Genomic DNA, 12,853 nt, shown 5'->3' with positions numbered 1-12,853 from the left:
ACGCATCCTTAAAACTTTAACCTTTAGCGATCGCCTAATTTATGAAAAATACAGCTCATACAGTTACTTTTATGTTACATTATCAATATTTATGTAATATGTAAAGATGCCAGCGCTCATTGCTATAACTCCAGACAATCTTAGAGACATTAATATCATTGACGAAGCTAATAACCTTTATCATTTTCTTTGTGGGTTTAATACCCCACCGTCAACGGAGGTGTTCACGCATTACTTGGGGGAGCGAATCCCCATGTAATTTTCCTCCTGTCTCCTGTCTCCTGTCTCCTGTCTCCTTCTTCAAGGGTTGATGCGCGATTCGGGTCTTTCTGCTTCACAATTGGGTCAGAGTCTTTTTGCTTCTCCCTTACTGGTAGACAGTCTTCGGCATCAGGCAGAATCACTGTTTTACCCAGTACAGTTAATGATTTGCCATCATGTTGAAGATTATCATGCTTATAATTACCCTGAGCTAATCGGAGAAAGGACTGATAATGTTAAAAGTCTGATTAATATCTTAGAAAGCAGTACCCAGAAAAATAGTGCCTGGGATATGGAAACTGCTGCTTTGTTTTGGCGAGCGACACAGTTTAAGAAACACGCAGTAACAGTTCTACAGTCCTTAATTAAGCATCGGGGAGAAATGACACCCTATGAAGGAGAGTATGGACGTATAGCAACAGAAATGGAACAAGTTTTTGGTCAGTTAATTTTAGATAGCTTAGTGGCCGTTTCTGTGGGTGTTTAAGGCTGACAGAGACTTTAATGCTGCTGTCAACCTAGAAAACTATGTGCGTCTTCCTTGACATGCTCCCGATGCCCGTGCTTGAGCGACAACGCGGGATTCTTCAACCCGCAAAGGAGTTGCAGTTTATACAGAGGTGATGTCCTCCCCCTGTGTTCTTATATTATAACATGGTCGCTTTCCTATACGACGTTCCCTTGCACTAGAACGCGGGACTTCTCGCTATTTTTTGTTAAAAATTAACACTAATAAACTGTGACTCTGGCAACGCTGCTATTTCTGTCGAAGTTGTGTTCAACACATATCCTAAAAGCTGATTTGTACCACTCATTTTAATCGCAGTACCCTCTAAAACACCATCATTATTTGGATCTAAATCCTGTACTGAAATATCTGCTTTGGTTAACAGTTCAAGTTCATCACTGACAAATGGTAAAATCAAATTTGTATTAATCCCAAACTCCTCAAAACTATTAAAATCTTCAAATATCAAATCAGATTTTGTCATCCCTCCTGTTAATCCAATAATATCTTCAGAAGAGTTAAAATCAGTAATAATTGCATTAGGCAATTGAACAGTACTGGGAATTCCTGGAAATAAAGAAGTAATACCACTTAAATCTTGTGTTACTCCTGCTAACTCAGTTCTCAAAACATATACATCACTTCCCAAACCACCTTTATAAATATCAACACCAGCACCACCAATCAGAATATCATTACCATCTCCACCATTTAATAGATCGGCACCCTTACCTCCATACAATGTGTCATCACCAAGGCCACCATTGAGAAAATCTGTATCCTTGTTACCATGCAAAATATCATTACCACCCTCTCCAAATAACTCATCTTTCCCTTCACCACCAAAAATTAAGTCGTTGGCAGATGAACCAGTAATGATATCATCACCACTGAGAGCTAATACTCCCCCAGGAAAAGAAGTAGCTTGCTCTACTGTGAGAATCTCATTATCATCACCGTTTGTTCCCAATAAACGAGGAGAAGAGTCTGAAAAATCTGGAATAAGTACCATAACTTAGTATGCCTCCTAAAATATGCTAAATTTCTTGCTGTTCTATTTATGGCCAATGTTGCCTGTAACTCAAATTAATATTCAAAAGTTATGTCTATTATACTCGCTAAAAATCTGAGCAAAATCTACCCAGTAGCCATCAAAGAACCAGGAATTAAGGGAACATTAATTCATTTTATACGTCGCACCTACCAATATGTTAAGGCAGTTGAAGATATTACATTTGAAATAGACCCGGGGGAAGTAGTGGGATTTCTCGGACCCAACGGTGCTGGCAAAACTACTACTCTGAAAATGCTCACAGGTTTAATTCATCCGTCTAACGGTATAGTTAAAGTCGGAGATTATGTCCCCTTTGAACGCAAGAGAAAATTTTTAGAGCAAATTACCTTAGTCATGGGGCAAAAACAACAGTTAATCTGGGATTTACCAGTGTTAGATTCCCTGAAAATTAATGCTGCTGTTTATGGTCTTTCTGACAAAGAATATTACAGACGGTTGATGGAATTAACAGAGATGTTGTCCCTGGAGGGAAAGTTGAAGCAACCAGTCAGAAAATTATCTCTGGGGGAGCGGATGAAGGCAGAGTTGATGGCGGCGTTATTACATCAACCAAAAGTCTTATTTTTGGATGAACCAACTTTAGGTTTAGACGTAAATGCACAAGTGGCAGTGCGGGAGTTTTTGCAAGAATATAATCAACGTTATCAGGCAACTGTGTTGTTGACGAGTCATTATATGGCTGATATTACGGCTTTATGTAAGCGCGTGTTATTGATATATCAAGGTCAGTTAATTTATGATGGCAGTTTAGATGGTTTACTTGATCGTTTTGCTCCTTATCGAGAGGTACAAATAGAATTACTTAATCCTGTACCTACGGATGTAGATAATTTTGAGCAACATTTATCTAATTATGGGGAGGTGGAAATGCTGGAAGGTCAGTCAGTACATTTATTGGTACGCCGGGAAAATTTAACGGCAACTGTAGCTCAGATTTTGGCAGAATTAGAAGTGCAAGATTTGACGGTGACTGACCCACCTATTGAGGAGGTCATTGGTAGAGTTTTTCGTGCAGGAAAAGTTTAATTTAAGTCAAAAGTCAAAAGTCAAAAGTTTGAAAGGTTTCAATTTTTTAAATTAATTACTAAATATCAATTAGTATTTTCTTGGTTTAGCTTGTGAGGCGATCGCTAAACTACTAATTGATCAGCTAATGTAATAAATAATCTGAATCCTTACATTTTTTAAATTAATTAGGGTTTTCTGAAAAAGTCTTTTAGTAGGAGGAGGAGACAGGAGACAGGAGACAGGAGACAGGAGACAGGAGAAATGGGAATTAAGAGGAGGTAGAAGTAAGAATTGTCAATTTGGGATTTTTCTGCCCAACTCTTACGTATGGTGCTTTCAAGGTGATTCTGCGTAAGTCCTGTTACTTATTAATTAGGGTTTGCGTATGGAAAGTATTTTGGTAGGGGTAGGAGACAGGAGACAGGAGAAATGGAAATTATAGAGGAGGTAGTCGTAAAAATTGTCCCAAGATTTTTCTGCCATAATCATCCCAAAATACTAGCTTTATGCAGCTGTTTAGACCGAAACAGGCGCACTTTTTTAGACAAAAAAAAGCTGAAACCCATATCTGTCAGTGCTTTGATATTTAATCAGCAAGCCCTAATTACTATCCTCCAAATAGTTTATTTAATTTTTTCTACAAATAAATATTATGACTAATATTCCGCTAGAAATTCAACCCTATAAACGTGAAGCTTGGAAACCAATAACTATCGATGGAGATGGTGCTTTAACTGCTTCTAAATTTGCTGGTAAACCAAGGTTTACCAAAAGATGAACAATGGCCGAAATGTCCTCATTGCCAAAATCCTCTACAATTCTTTCTTCAGCTAAACCTTAATACCTTACCAGAAGCATTAAAAAATGAATTTGGTAGTGGTATTTTACAGATGTTTTATTGCACTAATGAAGAACTACTTTGTGATTGCGATTATGAAGGATGGGAACCATTTTCCGACATTCATTTAATTAGAATTGTTCAGCCATAAACAGAAGCACAAGATGTAAAAAATCCTGAAAATAAAAAAGTTTTTCCTCCTAAATTAATCGTCGATTGGCAACAACTAGAAGATTATCCTAACTATGCTGAAGCAGCAGAATTTGGTATAGAATTAGATGATGAATTATATGAAGATAATTTCTTAACTGAAGAGGATAGCTTCCCAATTGAAGGAGATAAATTAGCAGGTTGGCCTTTATGGGTTCAGGGAATAGAATATCCTAATTGTCCGATTTGTGGTGAAGAAATGAGATTAGTTTTTCAGGTTGATTCTGAAGATAATTTACCCTTTATGTTTGGAGACCTTGGTTGTGGTCATATTACTCAGTGCAAATATCACAAAAATCAAGTAGCATTTGGTTGGGCTTGTGCCTAATATGTAAGCATTTCCTCCGGAATGCTGCGCAAACAGCTATTAGCCATCAGCTAGCCTCCTACGGAGGAACTGCATTAACAGCAATAAGACCCTGTGCTTAAGAACGAGGTTTAAATGAATATAGACTTTAGAACTGACTTTTGTAGCAAGATTTTTCTACCTCAATTAATAAGCCTTCACCACTCACTAAAAGTAATAGCTGATAGCTGAATGCTGACGGTTGAATGCTTACCCTAATATAATACTAATAAGATTTTTCTTTCTTCCTTTTTCCTTCTTCCTTCTTCCTTCTTCAACCATTAAAAACCATGAAAAAAATTATCAAAATTGCTAAAGTTTTTCTATCTACCTACTACGCTTATATGCTGGAATATAGAGCAGAACTATTCTTATGGGTATTGTCATCTTCTTTGCCTTTTATTATGATGGGAGTCTGGATAAAGGCTTCAGTAGCAGGGGAATTTGCATTAGATAAATCACAGTTTTCTCATTATTTCTTAGCTGTATTTATTGCCCGTGCAATCACACCTGTTTGGGTGATTTGGGATTTTGAAAAAGAAGTAGTTCAGGGGAAATTATCTCCTAAATTATTACAACCGATAGATCCTGTTTGGCATCATTTCTTTGGTCATATTGGAGAAAGGCTTGCTAGAGGACCTTTTATTTTAGGTTTAATATTATTATTTTTGATTCTATATCCCCGGATATTTTGGTTGCCAAGTTTGGGTGATTTTTTGTTATTTTTAATTGTAGCAGTAATGGCATTTGCATTACGATTTTTAATTCAATATACAATGGCTTTGTTTGCCTTTTGGATAGAAAGAGCTAGCGCCCTTGAGCAGCTTTGGTTTTTACCTAATATGTTTTTATCGGGAATAACTGCTCCATTAGAAGTGTTTCCAGAATCAGTATATCAAATAGCATTATGGACTCCGTTTCCTTATATAATTTATTTTCCTGCTTCTATTTTAGTAGGGTTGCCTGTGGATATTGGACGCGGGTTATTGATGATGTTTGCTTGGGGTGCGATATTTTTGGGATTAAATCGTTGGTTGTGGCGAAAGGGGTTAAAGCAATATTCGGGGATGGGTGCTTAGTAATTAATAATTAGGGTTTGCTGAAAAAGTATGAGTGGTAGGGGTAGGAGACAGGAGACAGCTATACTGGAGACAGGATAAATTGGAATTTATAGGAGGTAGGAGCGGGCGTTTTGTAAGAATGATTTTTCTGCCCAACTATGCGCCTAAAATACGCTCCATGCATGAGCATAAAGAGGTGAAAAATTTGCACTGCAATTCGACTCCAAAAATTCTTTAGTCTTTATATGTCAATGCTTTTAGATTTAATCAGCAAGCCCTAATTAATAATTAGTTATTAATTATTAGGGTTTGCGCTTCACTAGTCTTTTAGTAGGGGTAGGAGACAGGAGACAGCTATACTGGAGACAGGAGGAACGGGGAATTATAGAGGAGATAGTAGGAAGAATAGTCCCTTAATTTTTCTGCCCAACTCTTGAGCAAAATCCGCTCCTAATTGAACCATTACCACCTAAAACCTCGCACTTTTTGATACTTAAAAAGGCTAAAACTTTGATCTGTAAAGACTTTTATATTTAATCAGCAAGCCCTAATTAATAATTAATCATTAATCATTACCTCTCCTTGAAAAGAAGATGATTGACGCTTATAGCAGTTTTCATTAACATAGAATACAACTCTTTCTGTAGCTTATTAAACTTTAGGTATATCTATAATTTTTACTGTAGTCAACATGAGTGAAAACCGCTATAAGGAAAATGTTTTCTTCTCTTGGTTTTAACCAGAGGTAATTATCCATTATCAATTAATGAATCCTTCCTTCTTCAACCATCAAAAACTGTAGAAACTTTCAAATTAAGCCTTCTAAATCCAGGAGATAATACTAAATAATTACCAGAAAAACTACCTACTTCTGTATAACTTGTGCCGATTAATTTTAATATTAGAATAGTTTTAGTTTCAGGGTCAACAATCCAATATTCAGGAAGACCACAATCTTGATATTGAATTCTCTTCGCAATATAGTTTCTTTCTCTTTGTATCTCTCCAGGATTAACGACTTCAACAACTAACAAAGGAGGAGACATAGAAAGGCGAATTATTCCGCTTTAATAATTTTTGAATATGTTCTTCTCGGATGATAGTCAAATCGGGATAGCGATTTTTCGGCTCTCCTCTAACCTCTAATTCTAATCCTTGACCCCGTACTCGACTATGACCTAAAAGTAAGGCAAATCTCAGTAACAAGAAAGTAGCAATTTCAACATTTAAACGTGATTCTGGAGGCATTTCAATTAATTCACAATTAAATAATTCACAGAGTTTTTCTGAATTGTTACTATATGATAAATATTCTTCAAAGCTTTGAAATTTATGTTTAACTTGTACCATCAGATTCACTTCTTTTGTCAAGATTGTGTGTCTGCCAGGAATCAGGAAAAAAAATAGGAAAATATATATTTTGTCGCTTGATTCAGATAAATAAGTTGATCTTACTTAGTAAGTAATAGAAAATCCGGAGGGAGATTTTTTATCAGCAAGAAGCTATGTTTTTTGATATAGCAGTTGAAGTAAAGGGCGCAGACATCTCAAAAGCTTAAAACTAAAACAACACCAGATTTTTCCTTCTTCTTTCTTTCTTCTAATATAACTGATTATGCAAATATAATATTATTGACCGAAAATTTTTAGTCCCAAGCCTCCCCTTTTAAGGGGATAAAAAAAGAGAATATTCCATATTTAAAGCCTCCTTATTGCAGAGGTACTGTTAACGCAGTTCCTCCGTTAGGAGGCTAACTGATAACTGAAATAACCTACACCAATTTTTAACTTGATGAGATACATATTTTTAGAGCTTCATTGAACAAATAAATAAAATACTATAGGAATTAATTACATTGTTTTTAATCTTCCTCAATATACTCTGCTATACTTGGTAAATTTGCAACTCTAGTAGTAAGTAACTGAGGACCAGCAACAATAATTTTTATTGCATCTTGCTCTACAAGCTCAAACAGATATTCTTCTAAACTAGGTCTTTCTATTACTTCTTGAATATCTAATTCTACTTCTTTTTCTTTAGCTTTACGCTTTACCCGCTTCAAAACATCACTAGCTAGAGCGCGATAACCCTCTAACATAGAGTCTTGAAGTTTATGCAAAGGATTAGACCCTAACCAACCAGTTTGCCCCAGTTCACCAATAACATCATTAATAGAGTTATTATTAATAAAAAACACAACTCTCAATTTAGCTTGATTTTGTTGAGCTTCTGAGATTCCTTTCCACATTGCTTTATCGTAAGCATAGGGATTTGCAACCACCAACCAAATATTCATATCTTACACCCCTAGCCCAAATAAAGGCCAATAAAATTTCGCCATTGCCAAGAATATCAAAGTCCCCACTAATTTTAGCAATAAGCCACGCTTAAAAGCTTCAGCAGGCGACACATAACCACTACCAATGATAATGGCCATTACCGGGGTACTTACTGGCAACAGAAAAGCCAGACCTGATGGCAGAGTAATACCCAATGTCATTGCTCTAGGGTCGATTCCATATTTAGCTGCTAAAGCAAGTCCAACTGGCATCAAAACTGCCACAGCAGCAGCATTACTCATTCCTTCTGTCAAAATAGTAATAATCAAAACCATTGCCACAAAACAAATGAAACCAGAATTAATCCACGATCCCAATAAAATTTCTGCTAATGCTTGTGCTGCCCCTGTATCTCGTAACACTGCACTTAGAGCAATAGCACTACCATACATTAAAAAAATACCCCAGTTAACATCTTCTTCTACTTCTTGCCAACTTGCCAACCCAAAAATGAAGCTACACATCACCCCAAAGAAAGCTATTGTATCTAGTCCCCAAACTGTTCCTCTAAAAATCCACAATAAAACTATCCCTGCCACTAATACTAATGTACCAATTTCTCTTGATGAAATTCCTCCCAGACTTTTTGACCTAATTTTGAGAAATTTTAGGGCATTTGGTAAAGACACAACTGTACCTTTTCCTATTTGGAGTAAGATAAAATAAGCTACTGTTAACAGTAATACGACTAAAGGAATAGACCAAATAAACCATTCCACAAAACTGACATCGTATTCTCCGTTAGTGGTGCTGCGAAGAACTCCTAATGCTAGTGGTGCTCTGGCACCTCCAAGTAAAGTTGCGATACCACCAATACCGCAACCCCAACCTAAAGCTAAGAATGCTGCTAGTCCAAAACGTCCACCAGGTTTAGCTCCTGCTGCTTGTATAACTTCTATCACTACTGGAAATAACATTGCCGTAACAGCGTAGGAACTAATCACAAAAGACATTACGGCTGAAAGAATTAAAATAGAGGCAATTAAAGTATTCTGGGTCTTGCCAAAACGGGAAACTACTGTTAATGCTAGACGGGTACTCAGTCCTGAGCGTTGAATAGGACTAGCTAAAATAAATGCTCCTAATACAAAAAATACTGCTTTGTTGCCGAAATAGGCATAAGTTTCTGTGGCAGACATACTACCACTGAGGGGAATTAAAAATAAGACCATTAAGCCTGTGACTGCTACTGGTAAGGTATTTGTTGCCCACAGGAAAGCTGTTACCCCAAATACTGCTAAAGCTCCTTTTGCTTCTTTTTCTATTCCTGCTATTGGAAACAGGAGAATACTTACATAGATTAGTGCTGCAGCTACAAACCAAAACCAACGATACTGAGGTTGACGAGATATGCGTAACCAACTACGAAGATATCTAATATTTTCCATTTATATGAGTTAAGTTGTGGAGATTTAATTGGCAATGCTATGAGGAACTTAAAATAGTTTTTACTGTTTCAATTATAGTTATAACTGATTGGGCTGTTATACTTTACGCTATATTTGACTTATAGCAAGTTAAACAATTATGTTATCATAGTAGACATCTTAAGTCAAGAAAATGATGAAACTTTAAATTCCTAAAATTCCTATTTTTATTCGGGATTTAAACTTTGTTTTTTATAGGATGTTGTGAATGGAAAAAATTAATCAAACTGCTGTAACAGTGTGGTTTACTGGTTTAAGCTGTGCTGGTAAAACTACTCTGAGTCTAGCTGTGGCAGAAGAGTTGCGATCGCTTGGTTATACGGTAGAAGTTCTTGATAGTACTATAGTTCGTCAAGATATTGGTAAAAGTTTGGGTTTTAGTAAAGTTGACCGAGATGAAAATATCCGCAGAATTGGGTTTTTAGCTCATCTTTTAACTCGTAATGGTGTAATTGTTTTAGTATCTGCTATTTCTCCTTATAATCAAGTTCGGGCTGAGGTTAGAAAAAGAATTGGCAATTTTATGGAAGTATATGTTAATGCACCTTTAGAAGTTTGCGAAGCACGAGACAAAAAAGGACTTTATCAACTTGCCAGAGCTGGAGGAATTAAAGAATTTACTGGTATTGATTCACCTTATGAAGCACCTCCTCATCCTGAAGTTGAATGTCTAACTGACTTAGAAACAGTTACTGAAAGTAAGGAGAAAATTATACTGAAGATGAAGAATTTAGGTTATTTAGAACCGAGCGATCGCTCCCATATTAACGGTAGTTTTGTGCGAATTTAGGAGATTTATTTAACCCAGTTTTATGATCCTAAAATTGATTTATTTGAATCATAAAACTGAGTTTTTTGACCAGACAATATTATTTACAGCAGATTCGATATTTTCCATCATGGGTGAGGTATACCTATAGGGGGCAAGTCCCGCATTGGGAACATAATATATAGCAGAAGAAAGAAGGAAAAGTATTACGTTGTCTGAGTTTTAAGCTTTTGATCTATCCTAACCTTTGCTTCAACTGCTATATACCAAGACTTACCCAAAAGATGAAGTTATATCATGTCCGGTTGAATAATTAGACTTTGGTGGTCCGAAGGCAGAAGGCAGCTATGCTGGAGGCAGAAGGTTTTCTCCTATTATTACCTTAATTTTAGGGGTTGGTGATTAGGTAATGCCATTAAATATTTATGAACGGTACAATTATAGTTTTTTCATAGATATTTGAGACAAAAGCATTACGCATTCACCAATGCCTAATTTTATACACGCTCCGATGCTACCGGACATGATATTATAAACCATTTGTAGGGGTTAACGGTCGTTAACCCCTACCATAATTGGTGGTTATGTGTAATACCAAGCGTGAAAAAAGAATGTTACAAATAGTTTAGCTCCTTTAGATGTGAAATAATTTCCTGAAATTACTGTAGTGTCAAAGTTTTGGGTCCTAAAAATATTACTTTTAACTTTTAACCTTTAACTTTTGACTTTTGAGTTCCGTGAAACGGTATAAGTCCTATTGATAACTGATAACTGATAACTGATAGCTTATAGCTGAATTTACTATAATTCAGATTGATATAACTGAGTTCTTAGTCTTTTTAATTCTGTCTCAATTGACTGATTTTGAGCTTCTGATAATTGAAATTTTGTTTGATAATCATATAACTGAATACGTAACTTTTCTAGTTCTGACTCAACTGTTTGAAGTTGAGGTTTTAATATAGTCAGTTCATCCTGAAATTGCATTGCCATAGGTCTTAATTTTTCTAATTCCTCCTGAAATTGTAACAGTTGATATTTTAATCTTTCTACTTCATACTGTTCGGGATTAACTTCAATTTTCTCACCATTATAAATATGATCGACTACTTTTTCTGTCATAATATTTATCACTTCTTTAAGATGAATTCTATGTAAAAATGGATCTGAAAGTAAAGGAATATAATACATACAATCAGAGAAATAATAATGTGTTACTTGACTATATCTGGTGCGGTTTTTATCTAAAACTGGACTACCCCCATGTAGTAAATTTGCAGCCCAAATTAAAGCTTGCCCTTTCTTGACATAAAGTTCTACTTTTTTTAAACCATTATGTTCAATTAATGACTGTAAAAACTCTTCATATATGGGATAAACATCATAAGGTTTATTTTGATAACTACCTGTAATTCCTAAGTCGTTTAAATCAAATATTGGTAATTTATGGCTGCCAGGATAATAATGTAGCGGACCATTATTTGCATCTATATCTTCAAGAGCTACCCAAACTCCACACATAAACCTAGCTGGCATTGAACTAAAATGTATACTGTCACTATGAGTAGATTGTTGAGTACCAAACTTAAAATTTAAGGTTTGAAATGGGATTGGTTCTCGCTGATAAAGTATTTTTAATAGGTTAATAATTTTGGGAGAAGTGGCAATTTTTTTTACATCTTGATTAAATGTCCAAGCATCCTGAATTCGATCGTGATAAATCCAAGCTGATTTTACTTTGCCTTTTTCTCCATATATGGGAGTTAAGTCTTTAACTATTCTGTCTGTAGTTTCTGCAATATTTTCTATACCTAAGTCGTCTATGATTACATATCCTTGTTCAGCAAATTGTTTGACAAGTTTTTTTGTATCTTTGTCTAAAGTTAACTGGCTAAAAATTTGTTCAAAAAATGGCGAATCTACCAAAGGTAAATTCATCACAGGAGGAGTAAACTTTTTATCTGTTGTTTTGCTCATAATTTGTGAATAAAGAAAGAAGCAAGCAGGAGCAAAAAATTATAGCAGGGAACAGGGAATAGGGAAGTGGGAAAAACATTTCCCCTGATTCAGATCATCATCCACATAAGTCCTAACCTGCCTGTCTATTGCAATAGATAGTACCAAATTCACGCCAAGGTCGTTACATTTTAATCTGTATTTTCTGCCTTACTGGACAGTAAAAAGTTTTTGTATTCATAAAACAGTTGGTTTCATGTGAAAAAATGCTCCAGATTTGATTGTCTGGTGAATAGCGTTCGAGTATTTAAGAATTTTGTCAAAAGTAGCCCTGACCTACTTTTGGCTAAAATCTGCTTTCTTTGCTCGGCGAGTGTCAGTAGAACTATCTGTTCACTTGGATAACCATTGGAGGGTAGGGTACGAAACCAACGAGGCAAGTCCTTCGAGATCATCATGGGCATCTCTAAACTAAGCAGTTGTAAAATAGCTAGAGCTATAGCGTTGCTCAGTACAAACCGTTCCATAGCTTCGACTTTTCTGTGAAATTGTTGCTGCTGTTTGTTCGGATATCGATTGAGAATTAAGTAGTCTTTCGGCCACCCCTGAGTTGGGAGCAGAGCTTTGATCCAAAACCGATAGCTAAAACCAGATAATAGTTGAATCAAGTTGCGGAAAGTGACTTCAATCTGAAAACGCCAACTATCAGCCGTTAAAATTTCTGCTGCGGATAGAGTCAGATCAGTTGATAGCAGAATTATTTGTTTGCCCTCCGGCCATACAGCTAGTACAAAGCGTACCCTTTGAGCAGGACAATCCCAATGCCAATCTATGCACCGATATCTGAGTGTTACCATCTTACCGTAAAGTACTGAGTTTCTGTACTCAAGGAGCTTTTGTGAGCAAACAAGCTGCGTAGTTTGACTGATATCATGTCCGGTAGCATCGTTTGTGTATAATTGAAGAGGAGAAAAATAATTCCCAGGAGCGATCGCCATTATGCCAAGACGCTTAAGTATCCAAGAACACCTAAGTATAGATGAACTAGAAAGAA

The 12,853-nt window shown here is 36.0% G+C and carries 14 protein-coding genes; 7 read left to right on the top strand and 7 right to left on the bottom strand.

Features of this window, described 5'->3' with window-relative positions; genetic code table 11:
• Window positions 1–310 precede the first annotated feature (310 nt).
• Complete coding sequence (locus tag F6K27_RS29845; RefSeq protein WP_287239454.1) at window positions 311–748, top strand: hypothetical protein; 438 nt, start codon at window positions 311–313, stop codon at window positions 746–748.
• 229 nt (window positions 749–977) lie between these two features.
• Here F6K27_RS29845 and F6K27_RS29840 read toward each other — a convergent pair whose 3' ends face one another.
• Window positions 978–1,781: a calcium-binding protein gene (locus tag F6K27_RS29840; protein ID WP_287279547.1), complete on the bottom strand. Its 804-nt coding sequence runs from the start codon at window positions 1,779–1,781 to the stop codon at window positions 978–980.
• 90 nt (window positions 1,782–1,871) lie between these two features.
• Here F6K27_RS29840 and F6K27_RS29835 point away from each other — a divergent pair, with 90 nt between their 5' ends.
• The 5 genes from F6K27_RS29835 (at window position 1,872) to F6K27_RS29820 (ending at window position 5,325) form a co-directional block, all read left to right on the top strand.
• Window positions 1,872–2,870, top strand: coding sequence for an ATP-binding cassette domain-containing protein (locus F6K27_RS29835; RefSeq protein ID WP_287279546.1), 999 nt, complete (start codon window positions 1,872–1,874; stop codon window positions 2,868–2,870).
• A gap of 634 nt (window positions 2,871–3,504) precedes the next feature.
• Window positions 3,505–3,630 (top strand): hypothetical protein, encoded by a 126-nt coding sequence (locus F6K27_RS29830; protein WP_275670379.1) that lies wholly within the window; start codon window positions 3,505–3,507, stop codon window positions 3,628–3,630.
• Entirely contained in the window at window positions 3,599–3,841 is a 243-nt protein-coding gene (locus F6K27_RS34160) for a DUF1963 domain-containing protein (protein WP_287326503.1), read from the top strand. Before F6K27_RS29830 ends, F6K27_RS34160 begins: the two co-directional genes overlap by 32 nt.
• A gap of 57 nt (window positions 3,842–3,898) precedes the next feature.
• Window positions 3,899–4,228, top strand: coding sequence for a DUF1963 domain-containing protein (locus tag F6K27_RS34155; protein ID WP_353736095.1), 330 nt, complete (start codon window positions 3,899–3,901; stop codon window positions 4,226–4,228).
• A gap of 308 nt (window positions 4,229–4,536) precedes the next feature.
• Window positions 4,537–5,325: an ABC-2 family transporter protein gene (locus F6K27_RS29820; protein WP_287279545.1), complete on the top strand. Its 789-nt coding sequence runs from the start codon at window positions 4,537–4,539 to the stop codon at window positions 5,323–5,325.
• 764 nt (window positions 5,326–6,089) lie between these two features.
• On the opposite strand, the gene F6K27_RS34150 is transcribed toward F6K27_RS29820, so the two are convergent.
• The 4 genes from F6K27_RS34150 to F6K27_RS29805 all read right to left on the bottom strand — a co-directional run bounded on the left by F6K27_RS34150 (window position 6,090) and on the right by F6K27_RS29805 (window position 9,035).
• On the bottom strand, window positions 6,090–6,353 hold the full coding sequence (locus tag F6K27_RS34150; protein WP_353736094.1) for a Uma2 family endonuclease: 264 nt from the start codon (window positions 6,351–6,353) through the stop codon (window positions 6,090–6,092).
• A complete protein-coding gene (locus F6K27_RS34145; protein ID WP_353736093.1) occupies window positions 6,328–6,657 on the bottom strand; it encodes a Uma2 family endonuclease in 330 nt (109 codons plus the stop codon). Before F6K27_RS34145 ends, F6K27_RS34150 begins: the two co-directional genes overlap by 26 nt.
• A gap of 512 nt (window positions 6,658–7,169) precedes the next feature.
• Complete coding sequence (locus F6K27_RS29810; protein WP_124145075.1) at window positions 7,170–7,604, bottom strand: hypothetical protein; 435 nt, start codon at window positions 7,602–7,604, stop codon at window positions 7,170–7,172.
• Window positions 7,605–7,607: 3 nt separating this feature from the next.
• Window positions 7,608–9,035 (bottom strand): DASS family sodium-coupled anion symporter, encoded by a 1,428-nt coding sequence (locus tag F6K27_RS29805; protein ID WP_287279544.1) that lies wholly within the window; start codon window positions 9,033–9,035, stop codon window positions 7,608–7,610.
• Between the two features lie 247 nt (window positions 9,036–9,282).
• Between F6K27_RS29805 and cysC the strand changes: the two genes are divergently transcribed.
• Entirely contained in the window at window positions 9,283–9,864 is a 582-nt protein-coding gene (cysC, locus tag F6K27_RS29800) for an adenylyl-sulfate kinase (protein ID WP_192901270.1), read from the top strand.
• A gap of 780 nt (window positions 9,865–10,644) precedes the next feature.
• Here the strand turns inward: cysC and F6K27_RS29795 are convergent.
• Window positions 10,645–11,820 (bottom strand): phytanoyl-CoA dioxygenase family protein, encoded by a 1,176-nt coding sequence (locus F6K27_RS29795; protein ID WP_287279543.1) that lies wholly within the window; start codon window positions 11,818–11,820, stop codon window positions 10,645–10,647.
• A gap of 233 nt (window positions 11,821–12,053) precedes the next feature.
• A partial coding sequence (locus F6K27_RS29790; RefSeq protein WP_287279542.1) for a hypothetical protein occupies window positions 12,054–12,853 on the bottom strand: 800 nt, incomplete at its 5' end.

This window comes from Okeania sp. SIO2F5 (genome assembly GCF_010692685.1).
GTDB lineage: Bacteria > Cyanobacteriota > Cyanobacteriia > Cyanobacteriales > Microcoleaceae > Okeania > Okeania hirsuta.
The sequence above is the reverse complement of the archived record's forward strand: the minus strand, read 5'-3'. Positions and strand labels throughout refer to the sequence as shown.